The organism is Bradyrhizobium sp. UFLA05-125, assembly GCF_059803515.1.
In genome coordinates this window covers 112,891-138,292 of record NZ_JBANBJ010000017.1, presented here as the reverse complement: position 1 = coordinate 138,292, position 25,402 = coordinate 112,891, and the positions used below count along the sequence as shown (strand labels likewise).

The 25,402-nt window shown below is 64.8% G+C and carries 21 protein-coding genes and 1 pseudogene; 16 read left to right on the top strand and 6 right to left on the bottom strand.

The genetic code is table 11. The features are described 5' to 3' along the window. Positions 1-715, bottom strand: a 715-nt coding sequence (locus tag SO156_RS17945) for an MFS transporter (RefSeq protein ID WP_498535725.1), incomplete at its 3' end; no start/stop codon positions are given. A 189-nt stretch (positions 716-904) separates the two neighbouring features. On the opposite strand from SO156_RS17945, the gene SO156_RS17940 reads away from it, so the two are divergent. Continuing rightward, positions 905-2,974, top strand: a complete 2,070-nt coding sequence (locus SO156_RS17940) for a prolyl oligopeptidase family serine peptidase (protein WP_498535724.1) — start codon at positions 905-907, stop codon at positions 2,972-2,974. A 12-nt stretch (positions 2,975-2,986) separates the two neighbouring features. On the opposite strand, the gene SO156_RS17935 is transcribed toward SO156_RS17940, so the two are convergent. Beyond that, a complete protein-coding gene (locus tag SO156_RS17935; RefSeq protein ID WP_498535723.1) occupies positions 2,987-3,673 on the bottom strand; it encodes a DUF938 domain-containing protein in 687 nt (228 codons plus the stop codon). Positions 3,674-3,912: 239 nt separating this feature from the next. On the opposite strand from SO156_RS17935, the gene soxX reads away from it, so the two are divergent. The 10 genes from soxX to SO156_RS17885 all read left to right on the top strand — a co-directional run bounded on the left by soxX (position 3,913) and on the right by SO156_RS17885 (position 11,502). Then, positions 3,913-4,269: a sulfur oxidation c-type cytochrome SoxX gene (gene soxX / locus SO156_RS17930; RefSeq protein ID WP_498535722.1), complete on the top strand. Its 357-nt coding sequence runs from the start codon at positions 3,913-3,915 to the stop codon at positions 4,267-4,269. Positions 4,270-4,319: 50 nt separating this feature from the next. Continuing rightward, positions 4,320-4,811, top strand: a complete 492-nt coding sequence (gene soxY / locus SO156_RS17925) for a thiosulfate oxidation carrier protein SoxY (protein ID WP_498535721.1) — start codon at positions 4,320-4,322, stop codon at positions 4,809-4,811. Between the two features lie 13 nt (positions 4,812-4,824). Next, complete coding sequence (soxZ, locus tag SO156_RS17920; protein ID WP_498535720.1) at positions 4,825-5,136, top strand: thiosulfate oxidation carrier complex protein SoxZ; 312 nt, start codon at positions 4,825-4,827, stop codon at positions 5,134-5,136. Next, positions 5,136-5,999, top strand: coding sequence for a sulfur oxidation c-type cytochrome SoxA (soxA, locus tag SO156_RS17915; protein ID WP_498535719.1), 864 nt, complete (start codon positions 5,136-5,138; stop codon positions 5,997-5,999). Before soxZ ends, soxA begins: the two co-directional genes overlap by 1 nt. Continuing rightward, positions 5,996-6,316, top strand: a complete 321-nt coding sequence (locus SO156_RS17910; protein WP_498535718.1) for a hypothetical protein — start codon at positions 5,996-5,998, stop codon at positions 6,314-6,316. Before soxA ends, SO156_RS17910 begins: the two co-directional genes overlap by 4 nt. 61 nt (positions 6,317-6,377) lie before the next feature. Then, complete coding sequence (gene soxB / locus SO156_RS17905) at positions 6,378-8,126, top strand: thiosulfohydrolase SoxB (protein WP_498535717.1); 1,749 nt, start codon at positions 6,378-6,380, stop codon at positions 8,124-8,126. Continuing rightward, entirely contained in the window at positions 8,123-8,581 is a 459-nt protein-coding gene (locus tag SO156_RS17900) for a DsrE family protein (RefSeq protein ID WP_498535716.1), read from the top strand. The genes soxB and SO156_RS17900 overlap by 4 nt, the downstream gene beginning before the upstream one ends. Before the next feature lie 230 nt (positions 8,582-8,811). Beyond that, positions 8,812-9,852, top strand: a complete 1,041-nt coding sequence (locus SO156_RS17895; protein ID WP_498535715.1) for an MBL fold metallo-hydrolase — start codon at positions 8,812-8,814, stop codon at positions 9,850-9,852. A gap of 102 nt (positions 9,853-9,954) precedes the next feature. After that, the gene (locus SO156_RS17890; protein ID WP_498535714.1) at positions 9,955-10,110 is read left to right on the top strand and encodes a hypothetical protein; all 156 of its coding nucleotides are present in this window, start codon (positions 9,955-9,957) and stop codon (positions 10,108-10,110) included. Between the two features lie 183 nt (positions 10,111-10,293). Beyond that, positions 10,294-11,502 carry an MFS transporter gene (locus SO156_RS17885; RefSeq protein WP_498535713.1) on the top strand — a complete coding sequence of 403 codons (1,209 nt, stop codon included), beginning with the start codon at positions 10,294-10,296 and terminating at the stop codon, positions 11,500-11,502. A 246-nt stretch (positions 11,503-11,748) separates the two neighbouring features. On the opposite strand, the pseudogene SO156_RS17880 reads toward SO156_RS17885, so the two are convergent. Then, a pseudogene (locus SO156_RS17880) lies at positions 11,749-13,081 on the bottom strand (MFS transporter). Positions 13,082-13,227: 146 nt separating this feature from the next. Here SO156_RS17880 and SO156_RS17875 point away from each other — a divergent pair. Genes SO156_RS17875 through SO156_RS17860 form a run of 4 tightly spaced genes read left to right on the top strand, consistent with a single transcriptional unit; the run spans position 13,228 to position 17,834 of the window. Further along, complete coding sequence (locus SO156_RS17875; RefSeq protein WP_498535712.1) at positions 13,228-13,881, top strand: ABC transporter ATP-binding protein; 654 nt, start codon at positions 13,228-13,230, stop codon at positions 13,879-13,881. Continuing rightward, on the top strand, positions 13,878-16,340 hold the full coding sequence (locus tag SO156_RS17870; RefSeq protein WP_498535711.1) for an ABC transporter permease: 2,463 nt from the start codon (positions 13,878-13,880) through the stop codon (positions 16,338-16,340). Before SO156_RS17875 ends, SO156_RS17870 begins: the two co-directional genes overlap by 4 nt. Continuing rightward, entirely contained in the window at positions 16,330-17,412 is a 1,083-nt protein-coding gene (locus SO156_RS17865) for a lipocalin-like domain-containing protein (RefSeq protein ID WP_458146014.1), read from the top strand. The genes SO156_RS17870 and SO156_RS17865 overlap by 11 nt, the downstream gene beginning before the upstream one ends. 29 nt (positions 17,413-17,441) lie before the next feature. Next, positions 17,442-17,834 carry an MAPEG family protein gene (locus tag SO156_RS17860; protein ID WP_458146015.1) on the top strand — a complete coding sequence of 131 codons (393 nt, stop codon included), beginning with the start codon at positions 17,442-17,444 and terminating at the stop codon, positions 17,832-17,834. 79 nt (positions 17,835-17,913) lie between these two features. On the opposite strand, the gene SO156_RS17855 is transcribed toward SO156_RS17860, so the two are convergent. The 3 genes from SO156_RS17855 to SO156_RS17845 all read right to left on the bottom strand — a co-directional run bounded on the left by SO156_RS17855 (position 17,914) and on the right by SO156_RS17845 (position 23,781). Continuing rightward, positions 17,914-19,119, bottom strand: coding sequence for an ABC transporter substrate-binding protein (locus SO156_RS17855; protein WP_458146016.1), 1,206 nt, complete (start codon positions 19,117-19,119; stop codon positions 17,914-17,916). Positions 19,120-19,429: 310 nt separating this feature from the next. After that, positions 19,430-22,585: an efflux RND transporter permease subunit gene (locus SO156_RS17850; RefSeq protein ID WP_498535710.1), complete on the bottom strand. Its 3,156-nt coding sequence runs from the start codon at positions 22,583-22,585 to the stop codon at positions 19,430-19,432. After that, positions 22,582-23,781, bottom strand: a complete 1,200-nt coding sequence (locus SO156_RS17845) for an efflux RND transporter periplasmic adaptor subunit (protein WP_498535709.1) — start codon at positions 23,779-23,781, stop codon at positions 22,582-22,584. Before SO156_RS17845 ends, SO156_RS17850 begins: the two co-directional genes overlap by 4 nt. A 465-nt stretch (positions 23,782-24,246) precedes the next feature. Here SO156_RS17845 and SO156_RS17840 point away from each other — a divergent pair, with 465 nt between their 5' ends. Continuing rightward, entirely contained in the window at positions 24,247-25,401 is a 1,155-nt protein-coding gene (locus SO156_RS17840) for an iron-containing alcohol dehydrogenase (protein ID WP_498535708.1), read from the top strand. The last annotated feature ends 1 nt before the right edge of the window (position 25,402 follow it).

Here is a 25,402-nt window from a genome sequence, read left to right as displayed (position 1 = left end):
CCAGGTTCATCATGGGATAGGCGATCACGCCGCACAGCGCCGCCGCGATGAAGCGCGGCTGCCGCACGATGCGAAGCAGCGGCCGGCCACCGTGCAGATCGGCGGCGGCCGGCTTCGGCATGTCAACGCCGGCAACGATGCCCATCGCGATCAACGCCACCGCCGCCTGCACCACGAAACTGAAAGCGAACAGATAAGGCGGCCAGACGTCCATGGTCCATTGCACGAGCTGCGGACCGAGCACGCCGGCAAACACCCCGCCCGCCATCACCAATGACACCGCCTTGGGCCGGTAGGTGGTGCTGGCGCCGTCGGCGGCGGCGAAGCGATAGGATTGTGCGACCGAGCCATAGAGGCCGCCGAGGAAGGTCGCGACGCAAAACAGCGCGAACGAGCCGTTGAGGATCGCAAACGAGCCGACGAGGCCGGTGAGCGTGCCGCAGGCGGTGCCGACGATGAAGGCCATGCGACGGCCGAAGCGTCGCGAGATCGCGCCGGTCGGCAACGTGCCGGCGGCAAGGCCGAGCACATACATCGACAGCGGCACGGTCGCCAGCGACATGTCGGGCGCGAGCGTCGCGCCGACGATCGAGCCGGTGGCAAAGATCACGGCCGAATTGGCGCCGGTCAGCGCCTGCGCCGCCGCAAGGCGCAGCACATTGGCACGCACGCGAACGTCGTCGGCAATCTCGTCGGCTGAAGTCACGTCCAACATCGGCATTTCCGCCCGGCGGCGCTGGTTTGATTCCCGGCACTATGGCGGGGCGCGCCGGAGCGGACAACCGGCGCAAACGGGCGTGGGCCATGCCGAGGGCGCAATTGGACAGCACCTAGCAGGCCGCGCTATCAAAGCCTTGCGCTCGATCAAGTCAGGCTTTGCAAGTTCGCTTCCGGAGTTCGGATCATGCCCGTTGACGACAGGCCCACGCTGACCGCGCCGGACGATGATCCCTATCTCTGGCTGGAAGACATCGAAGGCGCGCGAGCGCTCGATTTCGTCGAGCGGCAGAATCGCCTGACACTGGACAAGTTCGGCGGCCCAGCCTTCGCGCGCGACAGCGATATTCTGGCCGATATCTACGACCGGCCGGACAATATTCCCTTCGTCAGGCGTCGCGGGGCTCATCTCTACAATCTCTGGAAGGACGCGGCGAACCCGCGCGGCCTGTGGCGGCGGACAACACTCGCGGAATTTCGCAAAGCCGTGCCCGCCTGGGAGACCTTGCTCGACATCGACCAGCTTGCCGCCAACGAGGGCGAGGACTGGCTTCTAAACTGGATCACATCGAGCCCAGGACATCAGCGAGTCATCCTGAGCCTGTCGCGCGGCGGCAGCGATGCCGTCACCTTGCGCGAGTTCGACATCGAGACGAAGAGCTTTGTCGCTGATGGTTTTGTGCTGCCGGAGGCCAAGAGCAGCGCCGACTGGCTCGATGCCGATACGCTCCTGCTCTCCAGCGCCTATGGCGCGGAGATGGCGACGACGTCCGGCTACGCCAAAACAATCCGGCTGTGGCGGCGCGGCCAACAGGTCGAGCAGGCACAGGTGATCTTCGAGACCACCGCCGACCGCATGCGGGTCTATTGCGGCGTCGACGACACCGGACCGGCGTCGCGCGCCTGGATCGTCGATCAGGTCGACTTCTTCAATTTCGCGATCTGGCTTCGCGATGCAGCCGGCGTGCTCACGCAGCTCGATCTGCCGACCGGCGTGTGGATGCAGGCACATGGCGACTGGTTCGCCATGAAGCTGCGGCGGCCTTGGACCGTTGCAGGACGAGAGTACGCGGCGGACAGCGTGCTCGGCATCTCGCTCCCGGCGTTTCTCGCAGGCCACCGCGACTTCACCGTCCTGTTCGAGCCCGGACCGCGGCGTGCGTTGCAAGGCCTGTTCTGGACCGCGGGCAAGCTGGTGCTTCCGATCCTCGACGAGTTGCGGCCGGTCCACGAGATCTGCACGCCCTCGCCCAACGGCTGGAGTCGGGAGACGCTGCGCGGACTTCCGGACATCGGCGTGGTCGACGTCTGGCGCCTTGACCACCATGAGTCCGGAAGCAATGGCGACCTGCTCGCCAATATTCAGGATCCGCTTACTCCGCCATCCCTGATGATGAGCGAGAGTGGCATCGCCAGCCCCATCGTGCTGAAGCAGGCGCCGAAAACGTTCATTGCCGACGGTCTCGTGGTCACACAGCACGAGGCGATCTCCATCGACGGCGAGCGCATCCCCTACGTGCAGACAGGGCCCGCCGGTGAGACCGGCGATGCGCCGGTCTATATGAGCGCCTATGGCGGCTTCGCTCATTCGGTGAAGCCGTACTACAATCCGGCGCTCGGCAGGCTGTGGCTGGAGCGCGGCGGCACTACGGTGCAGGCGAATTTGCGCGGCGGCGGCGAGTTCGGCACGCGCTGGCACGATGCCGGACGGCTGGCCGGCAAGCGGCTGTCACATGATGATTTCGCGGCGGTCGCCGCCGATCTCGTGCGACGTGGCGTCACGCGGGCTAAGCGCATCGCGGCGCAGGGCGGCTCGAACGGCGGTATCCTCATCACCAACATGCTGACGCGCTATCCCGAGCGATTCGGCGCGTTGTTCTGCACGATCCCGCTGGTCGACATGCGCCGCTACACCAAGCTGCTGGCGGGCGCGAGCTGGATAGCGGAATATGGCGACCCAGATAAGCCTGAGGAGTGGGAGTGGCTGAAGACTTATTCGGCCTATCATGCCGCAAAGCCCGGCCAGCCCTATCCGCCGATCCTGATCGCGACGACGCGGCGGGACGATCGCGTCCATCCCGGACATGCGCGCAAGATGGCCGCAAAGCTCCAGGCCATGGGCTACGAGGCTTTTTTCTATGAGCCGGCCGCGGGCGGCCATGGCTACGGCAAGGACAACAAGGAGCGCGCCGGCTTCCAGGTGCTCGGCTTTGAATTCCTGAAGAGCCGGATCGGCTGGCACGACAACGAGGCGTAGCCGCCTCGCAGCTCAGGCCTTCGCGAACACCAGCGTGAGATTGTTGGCGGGCATGTCGATGAGATCGACGAGGCGCAGGCCCGCGTGCTGTGCGAGCTTCTCGACGTCGCCGAGATCGCGCACGCCCCATTCCGCGTTGCCTTCGCGCAAGGAGGTGTCGAACACCGCGTTGCTGAGCGCGGTGTGCTTGCCGCCGCGCTTGAAGGGACCGTAGAGGAACAGCGTGCCGCCAGGCCGCAAATAGCGGCCGGCACCGGCGAACAAGCCCTCGGCCACGTTCCATGGCGCGATGTGGATGACATTGGCGCAGAACACCGCCGCGAGATCCTTCGGACCTTCCTTGGGCCCTTCGCCGCCCTTCATCTCCGGGCACCAGTCCAGATCGGACAGATCGACCCGCAACGGCGGGCGGATGTTTGGCAGGCCGGAATGGACCCGCCAGGCCTCGATGCTCTTCAGATGCCGCTGATTGAGGTCGCTCGGCCACCAGACGAGATCGGGCGCATGGCGGGCGAAGTGGACCACGTGCTGGCCGGTTCCGCTGCCGACCTCGACCACATCGCCCTGGCGGCCGGCGAGGTGTTTCTCCAGCGCGGCCCAGATCGGCTCGTGATTGCGATGGAACGCCGGTGCATCGAGCCGCCCGTCGGGCTCAACCCGCCCGCCGTCCTTGCCAAATTCGACGACATATTCAGCCAATTGAGGCCTCCGGGAAAACGACAACGAGATAAAAACGTCACTGGACGCCAAGACGCCCCAAAATCACTGGCTCTGTCAGAGCCTAAACTGCCGAACAAATAGTCTCTTCGGTTGCAATGCGGAAGACATTAACTCCAATTTGCGACCTGCATAGTCGCGATTGTCAGGCGAGGCCCTTTGTGCTTTGAGCACTATAATTCGCGAATGCAAACATCGACATAATGCCTCGGACCGATGCCTTGACCGCCTTTCCCCGGAAGCCCGCTCTGGTCTTCATCCTGTCCGCCCTCGCCGCGGTTGTCGCAGGGCCCGCGCGCGCCCAATCCGCAAGCGCCGAGGGACAAAAGCTCGCCTTCGACCGCGGCAAGGGCAATTGCCTGACCTGCCACGTGATCAGGGGCGGCGACCTGCCCGGCACGATCGGCCCGGAGCTGAAGGACATCAAGGCAAAATACCCCGACCGCAACGAGCTCTTCGCGATCCTGTTCGACGAGACCAAGCGCAACCCGCAGACCATGATGCCGCCGTTCGGACGGAACCGGATTTTGACCGAACAGGAGATCAACGCGATCGTTGATTTCCTCCAGACCCTGTAGCGGCGCCGATACCTTAAGGGATCGCTGAGGCGATCGACCAGGAGACCACGATGAGTGCAGCGACCGGCCTTCTCGCGACGCGGCGCCTGATCCTGCAGGGCGCGGCCTTCGTTGCGCTGATCGGCCTCGGCAATCTGCCGTTTGCGAGCGCGCCAGCGCGCGCCGCGGCCAACGACAAATATCCGGAAGAGGCGTTCAAGCAGAAGAGCGAGGCCGACGCGATCAAGGCACTCTATGGCAAGACCGCCGAGCCGTCCGACAAGATCAAGCTCGACGCGCCCGAGATCGCCGAGAACGGCGGCGTCGTGCCGATCTCCGTGACGACCACGCTCGAGAAGGTAACCTCGATCTCGTTCTTCGTCGCGGAGAACCCGAACGCGCTGGCAGCAAGCTACAAGATTCCGGACGGCACGATCCCGAGCGTCGCCAATCGGCTGAAGATGGCGAAGACCACCAACGTGGTCGCGATCGTCGAGGCCGATGGCAAACTCTTCAGCGCGACCAAAGAGGTCAAGGTCACCGTCGGCGGCTGCGGCGGATAGGAGGACAAGTCCGATGGCATCAAGCATACGCGTGCGCGCAACATCCAACGGCGACACCACCGAGGTGCAGGCGCTGATCCAGCACCCCATGGATTCCGGCTTCGTCAAGGACGCCAAGGGCGAGCTGATCCCGGCGCATTTCATCCAGGAACTGAAATTCGAATATAACGGCAAGGACGTCTTCGTCGCCGATTGGGGCCCGGCCGTCTCCAAGGATCCCTACGTCAAGTTCAGCTTCAAGGGGGCGAAGAAAGGCGACGATCTCAAGATCTCCTGGACCGACAACAAGGGTGCGTCGGATACGACCACCGCGAAGATCTCGTGATGAAGATGCGCTCGGCAATCTGGCTCGGCTCCGTGCTCGTCGCGCTCGCGGCGCTCGGCTTCACCGCACAGCGCGTGATCGCGGCCGACAAGATCGATCCCGCAACCGAGGCCAAGGCGTTCCAGAACTTCTTCTTCCAGAAATTTCCGAACGTGAAGCACGAGGATTTCGTCAACGGTCCTTATTCCATGAACGAGGACATGAAGCGGCAGTGGCAGGAGAAGGAGGAGTTCCCGCCCTACGAGTTCGCGCTCGACGCCGGCAAGGAGATGTTTGCGACCCCGTTCAAGAACGGCAAGACCTACGCCGACTGCTTCCCGAACGGCGGCATCGGCATCCGCCAGAACTATCCTTACTTCGACGAGAAGGAAGGCAAGGTCGTCACGCTCGAGCTCGCGCTCAACCGCTGCCGCGAGGCCAATGGCGAGGCGCCCTACTCCTACGTCAAGGACGAGATGGCCTCGCTGACCGCTTACATGGCCTTTACCTCACGCGGCAAGCCGATGGACATCAAGATCCCGGACGATCCGCGCGCGATCGAGGCCTACGAGAACGGCAAGCGCTATTTCTACACGCGGCGCGGGCAGATGAACTTCTCCTGTGCGAGCTGCCATGTGCAGAGCCCGGGCGAGCGCATCCGCGCGGAAGTGCTGGCGCCGGCGCTCGGCATCATGAACGCTCTGCCGATCTACCGCAGCGAATGGAGCGGCATGGGCACGACCACCCGCCGCCTCATGACCTGCAACAGCCAGACCCGCGCGGTTCCGCTGGAACCGCAATCGGACGAGTACCGCGACGTCGAATATTACCTGTCCTACGTCGCCAATGGCCTGCCGATTTCCGGGCCGGGAGCACGGCCATGAGCACGACGATGATCGGAATGCGATCCCTGGCGCTCGTGTTGCTGCTGGCGGCTGCTACTGCGCCCGCGCGGGCGGCAACCGAAGCCGACTACAAGGCAGCCTATGCCGCGGCGGACGCAGCGCGCAAGGAGGCCGCTGGTTTGCGTAATCAGTGGACCACGACCATCTCGACGCTCGCGGCCGCGAAGAAGGCCGGCGACAGCGGCGATTTCGACCGTGCGGTTGCTGCCGCCAAGGAGGCCGAAGCGCTGGCGAAGGCCTCGATCTTCCAAGCGACGTCGGAAAAAGACGCCTGGAAGGCGATGGAAATCCGCTAGACTGGCTTCTAGTGGAACCTTCCGACGATCTTCCTCTTCTCAAGGGCGCGGAGAATTTGAGATGGCCATCCGCCGCCGCGATGTCCTGAGAGCCGCAGGTGCTGCCGTCGTCACGGCCGGGCTGCCGCGGCTTTCGCGCGGCGCCGACACCACCAGCATCTACGACCTCGAACGCTTCGGCAATGCGCGCATCCTGCACATCACCGATACGCATGCGCAGCTCAACCCGGTCTATTTCCGCGAGCCCAGCGTCAATATCGGCATCGGCGAGATGGCTGGACGGCCCCCGCACCTGGTCGGGCGCGCCTTCCTCGAGCGTTTCGGCATCCGGTCCGACAGCGCGGACGCCTATGCATTCACCTGCTTCGAGTTCGAGAAGTCCGCGGCCCGCTTCGGCAGGCTCGGCGGCTTTGCGCATCTGAAGACGCTGATCGACCGCTTGCGCAACGACGTCGGCGAGCAGCATTCACTGCTTCTCGACGGCGGCGACCTCTGGCAGGGCACCGGCCTTGCCAACACCATGCAGGGCCGCGACATGGTCGAGGTGGCGAATCTGCTCGGCATCGAGGCGATGACCGGCCACTGGGAGTTCACCTATGGCGAGCAGGCGCTGCGCGACAATCTCGAGCGCTTCAAGGGCGAGTTTCTGGCGCAAAACGTCTTCCTGACCGAGGAAGCCGCCTTCAACGATGCGCGCGCCTTCGACAAGGCGACGGGGCGCGTGTTCAAGCCATCGACCATCAAGGAGCTCGGCGGCTATCGCGTTGCGATCATCGGCCAGGCCTTCCCCTACGTGCCGATCGCGCATCCCAAGCGCTTCACGCCGGACTGGACCTTTGGCATCCGCGAGGAGGAGCTGCAGAAGCTCGTCGACGGCTTGCGCGGCAATGACAAGGTCGATGCCGTGATCCTGCTGTCGCATAACGGCATGGACGTCGATCTGAAGCTTGCGAGCCGCGTCACCGGTATCGACGTCATCCTCGGCGGCCACACCCATGACGCCGTCCCGCAACCGGTGGCGGTAAAGAATGCGAGCGGCACGACGCTCGTCAGCAATGCCGGCTCGAATGGCAAGTTTCTCGCCGTGCTCGATCTCCAGCTCGCCAAGGGCAAGGTCAGCGATATCAGATATCATCTGCTGCCGGTCTATTCCGAGCTCTTGAAGCCGGATCCCGCGATGGCCGAGCTGATCGGCAAGGTGCGGGCGCCGCACGTCACCGACTGGTCGGAGAAGCTCGCAACGCCCGACCGCCTGCTCTATCGCCGCGGCAATTTTTCCGGCCCCATGGATGAGCTCATCTGCTCGGCACTGCGACACGAACTCGATGCCGAGATCGCATTGTCGCCGGGTTTTCGCTGGGGTGTCACCGCGCTCGCCGGCCAGCCGCTCACGCTCGAGGATGTGCTGGCGGAGACCGCGATCTCCTATCCCGAGACCTATGTGCAGGAAATGACCGGCGACCAAATCAGGGACGTGCTGGAGGACATCTGTGACAACCTCTTCAACGCCGATCCCTACCACCAGCAGGGCGGCGACATGGTGCGCGCCGGCGGGCTCAATTACACCTGCACGCCGACCGCCGCGATCGGCAGCCGCATCTCCGCGCTGACGCTCGATAGCGGCAAGCCGGTTGAGGCGCACCGGCGCTACAAGGTCGCGGGCTGGGCGTCGGTCAACACCCAGCAAGGCGCGCCTGTCTGGGACGTGGTCGCAAAATATCTGCGCGCGGGCCGGATACCCGAGAACAAGGGCTCCGGCGTCGCGCTGAGGGGCGTCGAGGACAATCCGGGAATTGCAGGACAGGGATGACGCGTTCGCCAAATCGTCGCGCAATACTGTTGGCGCTGGTCGCCTGGGCTTTGGCGCTGCCCGCCTTTGCGCAGCAAGTGCCCTTGCAGGACAAGCCGTTTGCCGAGCACAAGATCGTGCTCCAGCTCTCCGACGGCGACGCCAAGAAGCAGGCGCTGGTGCTCAGCGTCGCCAACAATCTCCTGAAAGCCTATGACCCAGACAAGGTCGCGATCGAGGTGGTGGCGTTCGGTCCGGGCATCGACCTCCTGCTGAGCGCCAATGACCATCGCAAGCAGGTCGAAAGCCTGATCGCGCAGGGCGTCCGCTTCGACATCTGCCTCAACACCGTCGACACGATCGAGCGCGAGACCGGCCGGCGGCCGGATTTCATCGCCTCCGCAACGCCCGTGCAGGTCGGGGTCGGCCAGATCCTGTTCCTGACCGAAAATGGCTACACGCTGGTGCGGCCGTAACGGCGCTCTCGTCATTCGGTGGCGGTCCGCAGGACCGAACCCGGAATCCATCCCTTCACTGGGTCTGCGGACAAATGGATTCCGGGCTGCGCACGCCCCGGAATGACCGGAGAGATCCAGCACCCAGCCAAAATAATAATCTTCTAAATTTATGTCCTGATGCAGTAAAATACTTCTCTTTTAGCCCGCCTCCGTAGTATGATTTTGGATCATCCGACGCGGGGTCCGCCATGATCTTTCGCCAAATGTTCGACAGCGTTTCGGGGACCTACAGCTACCTGCTGGCCAGCCGCGCCGGCGGCGAGGCGCTGATTCTCGATCCCGTGCTGGAGAAGGTCGATCGCTACTGCCAATTGCTGCGCGAACTCGACCTCAAGCTGGTCAAGGCCGTCGACACCCACCTGCATGCCGACCACGTCACCGGGCTCGGTGAGCTGCGCGACCGCACCCACTGCATGACCATCATGGGCGACCAGAGCAAGGCCGACGTCGTGGCGATGCGGGTCTCCGACGGCGACAAGGTGACGATCGAGGGCATGTCGCTCGACGTGATGTACACGCCCGGCCACACCGATGACTCCTATTCTTATCTCATGGGCGACCGCGTCTTCACCGGCGACACGCTGCTCATCCGCGGCACCGGCCGCACCGACTTCCAGAACGGCTCTTCGCGCGCACAGTACGAGTCGATCTTCAATCGCCTGTTGAAGTTGCCGGAGGAGACACTGGTCTTCCCCGCACATGACTACAAGGGCGACACGGTCTCCACCATCGGCGAGGAGAAGCGCTACAATCCCCGTCTCCAGGTGCGCTCGGTCGACGAATATATCGAGCTGATGGCCAATCTGAAGCTGCCCAATCCGAAGATGATGGATGTGGCGGTGCCGGCCAACATGCATGTCGGCCTGCATCAGGAGGAATTGGAGAAGGAGGGCCGTGCGCTGAGCGCTGTCGACGCGATGCGCGCCCTTGGCCGGCCGGATATCCTGCTGGTCGATCTGCGCGAGAGCAATGAGCGCGCCAAGCACGGCATGCTCGAGGGCGCGCTGCATGCGCCCTATCCGTCGATCGAGGAGAGCCTGAAGCCTGGCGGCATGCTGCGCGAGGTGGCGGCCGCCACGGGCCGCCGCGTCCTGTTCTTCTGCGCCTTCGGCGAGCGCTCGGCGATGGCGGTTGCCGCCGCGAAGGAGGCCGGGCTCGCCAACACCGCTCATATCGCCGGCGGCATCGACGCCTGGAAGAAGGCGGGCGGGCCGGTGGTACGGGTGTGATGGCATTCGCGCCCTGCTTGCGCCTCGCGGGTTGAGAGAGGTCAAGAAAATCAGTCCCAATCCGGCTAACATGCACTGACGCATCACCATCCGGAGAAGGTCATGGCCAAGGCCGGCAACAAGTACCCGCCGCCGAAGAAGGCGGACGACACCAAGAAAAAGCCGCAGCCGCCGCCCGACACCGACGACGACGACGAAGACGGCGACATCGCCACGCCCAAACGCGACCGCTACGGCACGGATGACGAGCCGCTGTGAGGAGGCGGTGGGCTGCCCGTGTGTTTGATGGCACGCTCGCGCAACGCCCTCCAATGTCGTCCTGGCGAAAGCCAGGACGACATTGGGGATGCACCGCACTACCTGCCATGCGCGGGCGTTCATGGACAAATAACCGACTCGCCCGATAGTTTGCGGCCTCTTCGGACGTGAAACGGAACTGCGATGGCCGATGTTCTCGCCGCACCGCAACAGGGGAAGACCGACAGCGCGCTGCGCACGCTGACGGGGATCTCGATCGCGCATTGGGTCAGTCATTTCCACCTGCTGGTCCTGCCGATGCTGTTTCCGTTCCTCAAAACCCAGCTCGGCGTCGGCTATATCGAGCTTGGCTTTGCACTGACCGTGTCTGCGGTTGTGTCGGGCCTGACCCAGGCGCCGACCGGCTATCTCGTCGACCATTTTGGTGCGCGAAAGATTCTGCTGATCGGGCTGGTGATCGGCGGGCTGTCGCTGGTGCTGCTCGGCCTGCACTTGAGCTACGCCTCGCTGATCACTTGCGCGGTGCTGCTCGGGCTTGCCAACAGCGTCTACCATCCCGCCGATTACGCGATCCTTGCCGAGCACATGGACGAGGCGCGGATGGGCCGCGCCTTCTCGGTTCACACCTTTGCCGGCTATCTCGGCGGCGCGGTGGCGCCGGCGATCGTTGCCGCGCTCGTCACGGTCTCGGGCGGCGTCGGCGCGCTGATCGCATCGGGCGCGATCGGCGTGCTCTGCGCGCTGCTGCTGATCGTGATGAACATTCCCGACGCCGGCGCGCACAGGAAGAAGCCGGGAAACGAAGCCGCGCCCAAACAAGCGGTCATCACGCCGGCGCTGATCATGCTGACGGCGCTGTTCATGCTGCTCAGCCTGTCGGTTGCCGGCATCAACAATTTCGGCGTGGTGGCGCTGATGAGCGGCTATGCCGCGTCCTACTCCGCCGCCAACGTCGCGCTGACGGCATTTTTGGGGGCAAGCGCCGTTGGCGTGCTCGCGGGCGGCTTTCTCGCCGACCGCACCGAACGCCACGGCCAGCTCGCCGCCGCCTGTTTTGCCGCGAACGCCGCGATCGTGCTTCTGATTGCGCTCGTCGCACTGCCTGGCCTTGTATTGACGGCCGCGATGACACTCGCCGGCTTCCTCTCCGGCGTGATCGCGCCTTCGCGCGACATGCTGGTGCGCAATGCGGCACCTGCGGGCGCTGCGGGGCGCGCCTTCGGCATCGTCTCCACCGGCTTCAACCTCGGCGGCATCATCAGCCCGCTGCTGTTCGGCTGGATCATGGACCAGAACGCGCCGCACTGGGTGTTCGGTGCGTCGGTGGTGTTCATGGTGGCCACGGTGTTCTTGTCGCTGCTGACGGAGCGGCGGGAGCAGGCGGGCCGGTAGCTCAATGCAGATTGGGCCAGCGGCACATCAACGTCCTCAGTGTCGTCCCGGGGCGCGCGCAGCGCGAGCCCGGGCCCCATAGCCACAGAATTGAGTTTGGCGAAGATCGGTAGCTACGATCGCGCGCTACAACCACTTCCTGTGGTTATCGCGACGAGCGCAAGCGCTCGCGCGGGGGTCCCCGATCTGCGCTCCGCTTCGCTGCGCTTGTCCGGGACGACAGCTCAAATCTTGGGTTCGAACCAACTACGTCGGCGACACCACGCCCCTTCAACGTACCGGCCTGCGTGCCGGCCGCACGCGTCAGCCGTGCCTTTTCCGTGTTCGGCCACAGCAGCAACAGGCCGAGCACGCCGGAGCCGATCATGATCACGGCATTGATGGTGAAGCCGGTCAGGTAGCCGTCGACCATTGAGCCGGCGCGCTGGATCACGCTGCCCATTACCGCCGGGGCGATGATGCCGGCGAGCGTGTAAAGCGCGCCGTAGATCGCGATGACGGCACCGCGCTGCGAAGCAGGAGTGAACTCGCTGAGCATCGGCGGGCAGACGACGTAGATCGCCCCGCACAGGCCTGAGCCGACCACGAGCAGCGCGATCTGCAAGCCAGCGCCCTGCACATGCGACATCGCTGCCAGGATCAGACCACCGAGCACCAGCGGCACCGAGCCGAGAACGCCGCGCGCAACGCGCGTGGTCGCACCGCGCGCCATCATCACCTGCGAGATCCACCCCGTGAGAATGACGATGGTGGCGCCGAACACCCAGGGAAGGATGGATATCCAGCCCGCGTCCGACTGCGAGAAGCCGAGCCCCTTGACGATGAAGGACGTGAACCAGGTAAGCCCGAGCGACAGCGCCCAATAGGCGCCGAAGGTCGCCGCAACGCAGCCAATGAAGGTGCGCGAGGTGAGAAGCTGGAGATAGGGTATCTTCGGCTCGGTAGCCGCCAGGAGCTGCGTGTCCTCCAGCGGGCCCTCCTTGCCGAGCGCGAGCCAGGCCGCGACCCAGATCAGGCCGACGACGCCGAGCGCACCAAAGGCGTAGTGCCAGGAATGATTGACGATCACCCAGTTCAACGCAGGCACTGCGAGGATGACGCCGAAGGCCGAGCCCTGCGTCAGGAGCGCGGTCGGCAACGTGCGCTTCTCGTCAGGGAACCATTTGTAGAGGGAGTGCATCGCCACAGAAGCCGCAGGCCCTTCGCCGGCGCCGAGCACGACGCGGCAGATCAGCAGCGTGGTGAAGCTGACGGTGCCGACCATCGGAAATTGCGCCAGTGCCCAGATGACCGCGAGCGTCAGCAGCACCCAGCGCGTCGGCACCTTGTTGACGATGAAGCCGACCACGATGGCCGAGATCGAAAACAGGAAGAAGAAACTTGATCCGAGCAGGCCGAACTGCTCCGGCTCCAGCTTCAGGTCGGTCACGATCGGCACGCCGGCGAGACCCACGACGATCTTGTCGGCAAAATTCACCACCATGAGGAGAAACAGGAGAAAGGTGACGGTCCAGGCGCCCTTTGGTGTTGCCGTAGCTGTCGTGCTGCCCGCCGCCTTGGGCGTTCCCTGAGCGCTCATATCTCTCCCCGTCTTGTCATTTTTCGGCGCTTTTGATTTGGCCGTCTTGCGAGCTAACAACGGCTTGAACGGCAACGCAACCCCGGCATTTCCGCATCAACTGTGCTACGCAACATTCCAGTTAATTCCGTGCGGCGCCATTCATCGTGCTGAACATCAAGAACCTGTCCAAAAGCTTCTCCTCGGCCGGCGAGCCGGTCCACGTGTTGCGCGGCGTCGATCTCGACGTGCGCCCCGGCGAGCGCGTCGCGCTGACCGGCGAATCCGGCAGCGGCAAGAGCACGCTGCTGCACCTGATCGCGGGGCTGGATGGCGCCGACGGCGGCACGATCATGCTCGAAAGCACCGATGTGACGGCGCTGCCGGATGCAGGGCGGGCAGCGCTGCGGCGCGACCGGCTCGGGCTCGTCTTCCAGCAGTTCAACCTGATCCCGAGCCTGTCGGTCGAGGACAATCTCGCCTTCCAGGCGCGGATCGCCGGCCGGCACGATGATGCCTGGCACGGCGAGCTGATCGAGCGGCTCGGCCTCGGCAAGCTGTTGAGACGCTACCCCGAGCAGCTCTCCGGCGGCCAGCAGCAGCGGGTCGCGATCGGCCGCGCGCTCGCGATCAAGCCGTCACTGCTGCTCGCGGACGAGCCGACCGGTAATCTCGATGAAGCGACCGCCGACGACGTGCTCGCCCTGACGCGGGATCTCGTGGCGCGCACAGGCTGCGGCTTCCTGATGGTGACCCACAGCCTGCATCTGGCCAGCACGCTCGACCGCCACGTCACGCTGCATGCGGGGCGGATCACATGAGACGCGCGCTCTGGATCCTGGCCGTGCTGCTCAGCCATTGGCGGCGGCATCCGATGCAGCTCGCGACGCTCCTGATCGGCCTGATCGCGGCGACCGCGTTGTGGAGCGGCGTGCAGGCCATCAACCAGCAGGCGCGCAACGCCTATGACCGCGCGGCGGCGACCTTTGGCGGCGTCCGCACGCCGATGCTGGTTGCCCCTGATGCCGCGACGTTCTCGCAGGACCTGTTCGTTGCGCTCAGCCGCGCCGGTTGGCCAGTCTCGCCGGTCGTGGAGGGTCGCGTCCAGATCAACGGACACTCGTTCCGCCTGCTCGGCATCGAGCCGGTGACACTGCCGGCCGAAGTCGGCAACGCGCCGCGGCTCGGCGCGTCCGATTTGCGCGCCTTCGTCGCCCCACCCGGCCAGACGCTGGTGGCGCCAGAGACGCTCGCCGATCTCGACGCGATGGAGGGCGCGGCGCCACTGATCAGCAGCGGCGCAAAGCTGCCGCCCCTGCACGCCCAGCAGCAGCTCGTGCCCGACGTACTGGTCGTCGATATCGGCGTCGCGCAGCGGCTGCTCGGCAAGCAAGGTCAGCTCTCGCGACTTCTGATCGGGAAGGCCAGAGGCACACCGGCACCACTCGCGAGCGTCGTCGGTGACAGATTGCAGCTGATCGAGCCGAGCGCGGAGACCGAGCTCGAACGCCTCACCGACAGCTTTCATCTCAACCTCACCGCCTTTGGCCTGTTGTCGTTCTTCGTCGGGCTCTTCATCGTCAATTCGGCCGTCGGCCTCGCGTTCGAGCAGCGGCTGCCGATGCTGCGCACGCTGCGGGCCTGCGGAGCCTCGGCACGGATGCTCAACACCGTGCTGGTCATCGAGCTGGTGGTGCTGGCGTTAGCGGCAGGGCTCGTCGGACTCGCCTGCGGCTATGTCATTGCGGCGGCGCTGCTCCCGGACGTCGCGGCCTCGCTGCGCGGGCTCTATGGCGCGCAGATCCCGGGCCAGCTATCGTTGCGCGGCGAATGGTGGCTCGCCGGCGTCGGCATCAGCATCATCGGCGCGCTGATCGCGGCAGCAACGAGCCTGATCAAGGCGATGCGTCTGCCATTGCTCGCGACCGCGCAGCCGCAGGCCTGGCAGCAGGCGCAGCGGCGCTGGCTGATCCTGCAAGGCGCAGCGGCCCTCGCCGTGTTTGCGGTCGCGCTGCTGTTGTTGCGCTATGGCGATTCGCTGATCGCCGGCTTCGGCGTGCTTGCCGCGCTGATGCTCGGCGCGGCCCTGATCCTTCCCGCGCTGCTCGAGATCATCCTGCTCGTCGGCCAGCGCCGGGCGAAGGGGCCGCTTGCGCTGTGGTTCTGGGCCGACAGCCGGCAGCAGCTCTCAGGCCTGTCGCTGGCGCTGATGGCGCTGCTGCTTGCGCTTGCCGTCAATGTCGGCGTCTCCACCATGGTGGAAACCTTCAGCCGCACCTTCATTACCTGGCTGAACGGGCGGCTCGCCGCCGACGTCTACATCAGCGCGCCCGACAATGCGAAGGCGGTCGCGATCCGGAGCTGGCTGCGCGAACGCAGCGAGGTGCAGGCCGTCCTGAGCGGCGGGCGTGCGGAGACGCAACTCGAGGGACAGCCCGTGGAGCTGCTCGGCCTGCCCGACCACGCGCTCTATCGCGAGCGCTGGCCGCTGCTTGAAGCCGCGCCACGCGCCTGGGCGCAGCTTGTGCCGGGTGATGCTGCCTTCGTCAGCGAGCAATTGAGCCGGCGGTTGAAGCTGCGCGTCGGCGACGTCATCGAGATTCCCGCGCCGGGCGGCAGCTGGGTGCTCGATATCGCCGGCATCTATGCCGATTACGGCAACCCCAAGGGACAGATCGCCGTGAACGTCGCGGCGTTGATCCGGCGCTTTCCGCAAACGCCGCAGACGCGGATCGGACTCATCGTTCCCCGCGACAAGATTCCCGGCCTGATCACGGCGCTGCAGAAGCAGTTTGCCCTTGACGACCGCAGCGTCGCCGACCAGGCAACCGTGAAGGCGGAATCGATCCGCATCTTCAACCGCACTTTTGCGGTGACCGGAGCGCTGAACGCCTTCACTCTCGGCGTCGCCGGGATCGCGCTTCTGACCAGCCTGCTGACACTTGCCAACTCCCGCCTGCCGCAGCTTGCGCCGCTCTGGGCGATCGGCCTCACGCGATCGCGCCTTGCCGCGATCGAACTGACCAAGACGCTGGCGGTTGCGCTGTTCACGGCGCTGCTGGCATTGCCGCTGGGACTCATCGTCGCCTGGTGCCTGATCGCGATCGTCAACGTGAAAGCGTTCGGCTGGCGCCTGCCGTTCCACGTGTTTCCGCTGCAACTGGTGGAGCTGGTCGCAGTGGCACTGGTCGCTTCGCTGCTCGCCGCATTGTTGCCGGTGGCGCGGCTCGCGCGGATGCAGCCGGCAAATCTCGTGAAGGTGTTCGCCAATGAGCGCTGACCAAGTATCGCGGCGCGCATTTGCCGGCGGCCTCGCCGCGCTGGCGCTGTCGCGCCGCGCGGTGGCGCAAGGTTACGCGGGCCTCGGCGAGACCGCGGACGGCTTTGCACAGGTGGTGCCTGGAAAAGTGTTTTCCTTCCCCGCCGACCACGGGCCGCATCCGGACTTCCGCATCGAGTGGTGGTACCTCACGGCTAATCTGGTCGACGCCAGTGGCGCGGCTTGCGGCCTGCAATGGACGCTGTTTCGCCAGGCCACCGAGGCCGGGCCGCAGCGCGAGGGCTGGGCCAATCAGCAGCTCTGGATGGGACATGCCGCGGTGACCCGCGCCGACACCCACCGCTTCAACGAGCTGTTCGCCCGCGGCGGCGTCGGGCAAGCAGGCGTGGACACAAAGCCTTTCGCGGCCTGGATCGACGACTGGGAGATGAAGGGCGCCGAAGGCACCGATGATCGCATGCTGTCGCCGCTCGCGTTGAAGGCGTCGGGCATCGATTTCAGCTACGCGCTGACGCTTCAGGCGGATCGTCCGGTGGTGCTGCAAGGCGACGGCGGTTTCAGCCGCAAGTCCGAGCGCGGCCAAGCGTCATATTATTACAGCCAGCCTTTTTTCCGTGCGCGTGGCAGCCTCGTCATCAACGACAAGGCGATCGATGTGTCGGGGCAGGCCTGGATGGACCGCGAATGGAGCAGCCAGCCTCTTGCCTCCGACCAGACCGGCTGGGACTGGCTGTCGCTGCACCTCTCATCGGGCGACAAGCTGATGCTGTACCGACTGCGGCAGAAGGACGGCAAGGACGATCCGTTCGGCAACTGGATCTCGCCCGACCGCCGCACGCAGCAGATCTTTGCCGCCGACATCCAGATGACGCCGAAAGGATGGGCCGAGGTTGCGGGGCGCAAACTGCCGGTGGAATGGCAGATCACGATTCCCTCGCGATCTCTGGCGATCATCTGCACGCCGCTCAACCCGGCGGCCTGGATGGGAACTGGCTTTTCCTATTGGGAGGGTCCGATCAGCTTCTCCGGCAGCCATGACGGCGTTGGCTATCTCGAACTGACAGGCTATTGAGCGGCCGGCGACTTCAAGAGGACCTAGCGATGTATCATCTCACGGCGCTCGTCACGCTGCTGGCCGTGGCGTTCTGCTTCTTCACAGGCGTCAATGTCGCACGGTCACGCGCCAAGACTGGCGTCAAGGTGCCGGCGATGTCGGGCCATCCCGATTTCGAGCGCGCCTTCCGCATCCAGATGAACACGCTGGAATGGATGCCGATCTTCCTGCCGTCGCTCTGGCTGTTCGCGATCTACATCAGTGATGAGATTGCGGCCGCAATCGGCGCGGTCTGGATCATCGGCCGCATCGTCTATTTCATCGGCTATTCGAAAGAAGCCGCCAAGCGCGGCCCAGGGTTTGGTATCCAGGCATTCGCCAGCATCGCGCTGTGGGTCGGCGCGCTCCTCGCGGTGCTGTGGCGAGTGGTGCATTCCTGAACGCAACGCCGTGATTTTCTGAAGCCACCCCGTCATTCCGGGGCGGTCCGCAGGACCGAACCCGGAATGACGCTGCGCGTCACTTCGTCAGCGGGCAGCCGCTTTCCTTGACGGTGAAGAACGCTTTGTCGCCGGGGACGGTGGCGAGCAGCTTGTAGTAGTCGAAGGGCCGCTTCGATTCCGACGGCTTCTTGACCTCGAACAGGTACATGTCGTGGACCATGCGGCCGTTCTCGAGAACCTTGCCGCCCTGCGCGAAATCGTCGTTGACCGGGAGCTCCTTCAGCTTCTTGGCAACCGCGTCCGGATCCTTGGTGCCGGCGGCCTTGACCGCCTTCAGGTAGCTCAGCGTCGCCGAATAGGTGCCGGCGTGGATCATGCTCGGCATCCGCCCGGTGCGCTTGAAGAAGCGTTCGCCGAGGTCGCGCGTCTTGTCGTTGAGATCCCAGTAATAGCCCTCGGTGAGCACGAGGCCTTGCGCGGCCTGCAAGCCGAGGCCGTTCACTTCCGCAAGCGTCATCAGGAGGCCCGCGAGCTTCTGGCCGCCGGTAACGATGCCGAACTCGGCGGCCTGCTTGATCGAGTTGGTGGTGTCGAGCCCTGCATTGGCAAGGCCGACGATCTTGGCCTTGGAGCTCTGCGCCTGGAGCAGGAAGGAGGAGAAGTCCGATGAGTTGAGGGGCACGCGGACCGAGCCGACCACCTTGCCGCCATTGGCGGTGACGATCTCGCTGGTGTCCTTTTCCAGCGCATAGCCGAAGGCATAGTCGGCGGTGAGGAAGAACCAGGTGTCACCGCCGGCTTTGGTCAGCGCGCCGCCGGTGCCGACCGCGAGCGCGCGGGTGTCATAGGCCCAGTGGAAGCCATAGGGCTGGCAGGCATCACCGGTGAGGCGCGATGTCGCAGCCCCCACGACGATGTCGATCTTCTTCTTTTCCTTGGAAAGCTCGTGGATCGCAAGTGCGACCGAAGAGGTCGTCAGCTCCGTGATCATGTCGACGTTCTCGACGTCGTACCAGCGCCGCGCAATGGAGGTGGCGAGATCCGGCTTGTTCTGGTGATCGGCGGTAACGAGCTCGATCTTGTGTCCCAGCACCTCGCCGCCAAAATCCTCGATCGCCATTTTTGCGGCTTCGACCGACCATTTGCCGCCGTAGTCGGCGTAGACGCCGGACTGGTCGTTGAGGATGCCGATCTTGACGCCTTGATTGGCGTTTTGCGCTGAGGCCGGCACCGCCAGCAACAGGGCGGACGTAGCCACAGCCACCAAATATGCTGATTTCATATTTTAGCTCCCAGCAGTTTTCTGTTCTGAAATCGCGCGGATACTAGTGAAGAACCCCGGCAATGCCCATCCATTTCGCCTCAGCCGTTAGTATGGGCGGGCTCCCCAATCTGCACTCGTCGTCCCGGACAAGCGAAGCGGAGCGCGATCCGGGCCCCATAACCACAGGGAGACGTTTGGTGAAGACTCGCAACCACCATCTCGCGCCACAACTACTAGCTGTTGTTATGGGTCCCGCCCCCCGTGCGCAATTGCGCACTCGCCGGGACGACACTGAGGTTGTGGATGCGGCGGTGACCACAATGACGCATCAAGTCGCAGCCGCCGGCTTCTTCCCGCGCCCGTCCGCCAGGTTGCGCACGATCATGTAGAATATCGGCGTGAAGACCAGGCCGAACAGCGTGACGCCGAGCATGCCGAAGAACACGGCGACGCCGACGGCCTGCCGCATCTCCGAGCCTGACCCGGTCGAGACCACGAGCGGCAGCACGCCGAGGATGAAGGCGAAGGACGTCATCAGGATCGGCCGCAGGCGCAGGCGACAGGCCTCGATCACGGCTTCCAGCCGCGGCTTGCCCTCGAGCTCGATGTCGCGGGCGAACTCGACGATCAGGATGGCGTTTTTCGCGGCCAGTCCGACCAGCACCACGAAGCCGATTTGCGTGAGGATGTTGACGTCCTGGCCCATTATGCGCACGCCGATGGTGGCAGCGAGCAGGCACATCGGCACGATCAGGATCACCGAGAACGGCAAGGTCCAGCTGCCATATTGTGCGGCTAGCACGAGATAGACGAACAGCACGCAGATCGGAAAGACGTAGAGGCCGGCATTGCCGCCGGTGACTTGCTGATAGGACAGGTCCGTCCATTCGAAAGTGAAGCCGCTCGGCAAGGTCTCGTCCGCGAGCTTCTTGATGGTGTTGAGTGCGGTCGTCGAGCTGGTGCCCGGCGCCGGTTCGCCCTGCAATTCGGACGCCGCATAAAGATTGTAGCGCGCGACGCGGTCGGGGCCGGAGACATTCTTGAAGTCGACCACGCTGCCAAGCATCACCATGTCGCCGGACGCATTGCGCGTGCGCAGCCGTGCGAGATCGCTGGGCTCTTTTCGGAACGGCAAATCGGCCTGGGCGGTGACGTGATAGGTACGGCCGAACAGGTTGAAGTCGTTGACATAGGTCGATCCGAAATAGGTCTGGATCGTGTCGTTGATATTAGAGATGGGAACGCCGAGCTTCTGCGCCTTGGTGCGGTCGATGTCGACGAAGAGCTGCGGCGTGTTGGCCGTGAACGGCGAGAACACCGAGGTGAGATTGGGTGATTTGCGCGCAGCGGCGACCAGCTCGTCAGTGGCCGCCGCGAGCATTTCCGGTCCGCGGCCCTGCCGGTCCTGGACGCGGATGGTGAAGCCGCCGCCGGTGCCGATGCCGGGCACGGCCGGCGGCGGAATGACGATGATGAAGGCGCCTTCGATCTTCGCGAGGCGCTTGCGCAGCTCGGCGGTGATGACGCCAGCCGTAAGCCCCTTCTTCAGGCGCACCTCCGGCTCGGCGAATACCGGAAACAGCGCGGCGGCGTTGCCCTGCTGCGTACGCGTGGCGCCGGAGAAGCCGGCGAAGACGGCGACGCGGATGATGCCCGGCGTATCGAGTGCGATGCCCTCGATCTCGTGCACGATCTCGGTGGTGCGCGCCAGCGACGCCGCGCCCGGCAATTGCGCCGAGATGATGACGTAGCCGCGATCCTGCGCCGGAATGAAGCCCTGCGGCGTGGTAAAGATCAGCCAGCCGGCGCTGCCGATCAGCACGACGTAGACCAGCAACATCACCACCGAATGCCGGATGACGAAATTGGCGATACCGGCATAGCCGTGTGACAGACGGTCGAACACGCGGTTAAAGACGCCGGTGAAGGCTCCCCAGCCGCGTGCAATGACATTCCAGCGCGCCGGCGGCCGCTTCTCTTCATGCGGAGTAAGGATCAGCGAGGCCAGCGCCGGCGACAGTGTCAGCGAGCAGAAGCAGGAGATCGCGGTCGCCACCGCAATGGTAACGGCGAATTGCTGGAAGAACTGCCCGGAGATGCCTCCCAGGAACGCCGTCGGCACGAACACGGCGCACAGCACTAGCGCGATCGAGACCAGCGCGCCGCCGACCTCCTCCATGGTCTTCAGCGCGGCATCACGTCGGCTGAGGCCATGCTCGAGGTGCCGCTCGACATTCTCGACCACCACGATGGCGTCGTCGACCACGATGCCGACGGCGAGCACGAGACCGAACAGCGTGAGGTTATTGATGGAGAAGCCGAGCGCCGCCATCACCGCAAAGGTGCCGACCAGCGAGACCGGGATGGCGATGATCGGAATGATCGCCGGCCGCCAGCCTTGCAGGAAGACCAGCACCACGATGACCACCAGCAGCATGGCCTCGTAGATGGTCTTGATCAGCTCGTGGACAGATTGGGCGATGAACTCGGTCGGGTTGTAGCCGATATTGTAGTCGAGCCCTTTCGGGAAGCTCTGCTTGAGCTTCACCATGGTGTCGGAAATGTTCTTCGCGGTCGCCAGCGCGTTGGATCCTGGCCGCTGCGTCACCAACATGCCGACGGCCGATTTGCGCAGCAGGAAGCTATTGGTGGAGTAGGACAGCGCGCCGAGCTCGATGCGGGCGACGTCGCGCAGGCGCACGGTTCGGCCGTCGGAACCGGCCTTGATCAGGATGTCCTCGAACTGCTTCGGATCCTTCAGGCGTCCGGTGAAGGTGAGGTTCGGCTGGAAGGCTCGGTCCGCGATCGGCGGTTCCGCGATCTGGCCGCCGGCGATCTGCACGTTCTGCGACCGGATCGCCGCCAGCACTTCGGTCGAGGTTAGGCCGAGATTGGCGATCCGGTCGGGATCGAGCCAGAGCCGCATCGAATAATCGCGCGCGCCAAAGATCGTGATGTCGCCGACGCCGTCGAGACGCAAGAGCTGATCGCGGACCTGGAGCAGCGCATAGTTGGAGATGTAGAGCTGGTCAAAGCTGTCGTCGGGCGACAGCATGAACACGACCATCAGGATGTCGGGCGAGTTCTTGCGTGTGGTCACGCCTTGCTGCTGCACTTCCGCCGGAAGGCGCGGCTGCGCTATCGCGACGCGGTTCTGCACCAGCACCTGGGCCTTGTCGAGGTCGGTGCCAAGCTTGAAGGTGACGGTGATGGTGAGCTGGCCGTTCGAGGTCGCCTGGCTGTAGAGATACAGCATGTCCTCGACGCCATTGATCTCCTGCTCGATCGGAGCAGCGACCGTGTCGGAGACGGTTTGCGCGGAGGCGCCGGGATATTGCGTTGTCACCACCACGGTCGGGGGCACCACTTGCGGATATTCGGAGACCGGCAGCGTGGTGTAGGCGAGCGCGCCGACGATCAGAAGCACGATCGACAGCACCATCGCCAGGATGGGCTGGTTGATGGAGAGGCGGCCGAGATTCATGACTTGCCACCCGCCTGCGCTTGCGCTTGATGCGGATTAACCTTGGCGCCGACGCGGGCGCGCTGAATGCCGTCGACGATCACGCGATCATCGGCCTTGAGCCCTTCGCGGATCACGCGCAGTCCCTCGTCGAGCGGACCTAGCGTCACGGGGCGCGCCTCGACGGTATCGTCCGGCTTGACCACGAAGACGATCTTGCGGGACTGATCGGTCGCGACCGCGGCATCCGGAATCAAAAGCGCCTCATACGGCGCGCTGCCGATCAGCCGGACGCGGCCGAACTGGCCCGGGAGGATGGAAAGGTCAGTGTTCTTGATGACGGCGCGGCTGCGCAGCGTGCCGGTGGAGACGTCGAGGCGGTTGTCGAGGAAATTGATGGTGCCGTCATGCGACGGCTTGGTCTCGCCGGCGAGCGTCACCTGCACCGGGTTCGGCGTATCACGCGAGCTCGGGCGCTTTCCTTCGAACCACAGCTTGCTGTATTTGATGAAGCTCGTCTCATCCATGTCGAAATAGACGTAGATGGGATCCAGCGTCACGATCGAGGTGAGCAGCGTCGAGGAGCCGGCGTCACTGCCTTGCACCAGATTGCCGGGGCTGACGAGATGGCGGCTGACGCGGCCGGTGATCGGCGCCACCACATGGGTGAATTCGATATTGAGCTTGGCGGCCTTGAGCGAGCCTTCCGCCTGCGTCTCGGCGGCGTGCGCGGCCTGGAGGGCCTGGCGGCGCTGATCGACGACCTGCTCGGAGACCGCGCTGGTCTGGACCAGATTGAGGCCGCGGTCGAGCTCGCGCTTGGCCAGCTCGACTTTTGCGCGCGCGTCCGCGAGCTGACCGTCCGCCTGTTCAGCCACCGCCTCGAACGGGCGCGGGTCGATGACGTAGAGCAGATCGCCCTGGTGCACGATGGCACCGTCCTGGAATTCGACCGAATTGACGTAGCCACCGACGCGCGGACGCACCTGCACCTCTTCGACCGCATCGAAGCGGCCGGTGTATTCATCCCAATCAGTGACCGTGCGCTTGACCGGCTGGGCGACGGTGACGGAAGGCGCCGGCGGAGCTGCCGCCTGCGAGGCAGGCCTGTCACAGCCGACGAGGAGGCCGGTAACCATCAGCGCCAGAACTGCGAGGAAGGGATGCAGCGCGGATTGCCGTCGGACTAGATGCTGCCTCGGGTTCGGCTTGCTCATGTCTTGCCCCTTCCTTCGTGGCTGCGGCAAACAGGGTAGTCCCTTACCCGCAGGCGGCACAAGATGGGTTTCAATGATGAACTCTTCAAGACGGAAGACGGCGCAATCTGAGGCGGAACGCCTAACCGGATGGCGGGTTGCGCGGAGATAGTCGGTTGTGCAACCGGCGATTAGGTAGCTGAATGCGAATAGTCTTATTCGCCGGGCTCGTGAATGCGAGGCGGTTGCTTCGCCTCTCCCCGCCTGCGGGAGAGGCCGATCGCATCGCAAGATGCGATCGGGTGAGGGGGAGCCTCCGCGAGCCAAACTGCCATTGTGAATGTGGAAACACCCCTCACCCTCCCCTCTCCCCGCGAAGAGCAGGGAGAGGGGAAGAGAGAGACAGCGTCTTCGCGCATGACGGGCGCCGGCAGCTCGGCTAGATTAGTCGAACAAAAACAAGACGAATTGTCCGGGAGGACAGGCGTGCATCAAGGGCGTGTCGTTTTCGGCGCGATCGAGGAGGTCGTGTTCGGCCATCCGGCCGCGTGCGCCATTCTGGCGCAGATGGATCGGCTGAAGGCGGATCGTGCCTTCCTGATGGTGTCCGGCACGCTCAACCGGCAGACCGACGAAATCCAGAAAATCAAGCAGGCACTGGGCGCGCGTTGTGCCGGCCTGTTCGACGCCATGCCGGCGCATACGCCGCGCGAGGCGGTGATCGCGGCCGCCAACGCGGCGCGAGAGGTGAAGGCTGACTTGATCGTCACCGTCGGCGGCGGCTCGATCACCGACGGCGCCAAGGCGGTACAGCTCTGCCTTGCCAACGACATCGACAGCACCGATGGCATCGAACGCATCCGCGTCCACAAGGGCGTCGCACCCGAGATGAACGCACCATCGGTGCGGCAGGTCAGCGTGCCCACCACGATCGCCGGCGGCGAGTTCAGCGCCATCGCGGGGGTCACCGACCGCAGCACCCATGTGAAGCAGATGCTCCGCCATCCGCTGATGGTGCCGCGCGCAACGATCCTCGATCCCGCCATCACCGTGCATACGCCGGAATGGCTGTTCCTCTCGACCGGCATCCGTGCCGTCGACCATTGCGTCGAGGCGATCTGCTCGCGCGAGACGCACCCTTATGCCGACGCGCAATCCGTGAAGGGGCTTGCGATGCTCGCCGATGCGCTGCCGCGGGTGAAGGCCAACCCCAGAGATCTCGACGCGCGGATGGACGCGCAGCTCGGCACCTGGCTGTCGATGGGCGCGCTCGCCGCCGGCGTTCCCATGGGCGCGAGCCACGGCATCGGTTACGTGCTGGGCGCGGCCTTCGACGTGCCGCATGGCTACACCTCCTGCATCATGCTGCCGGCAGTGATGCGCTGGAACGAGTGTGAAAATGCCGATCGCCAGATGATCGTCGCGGCGGCGATGGGCTTCCCGGGCCAGAATGCCGCCGACGTGCTGGATGCCTTCATCCGCTCGCTGGGCATGCCACGCAGCCTCGCTGAGATGCGCGTGTCGCCCGAGCATTTCGCCGGCATCGCCGAGCAGGCGATGCGTACGCTCTGGGTGCCGCGCAACCCACGGCGGATCGACGGCCCCGCACAGGTGCGCGAAATCCTGCTTCTCGCCGCTTAAC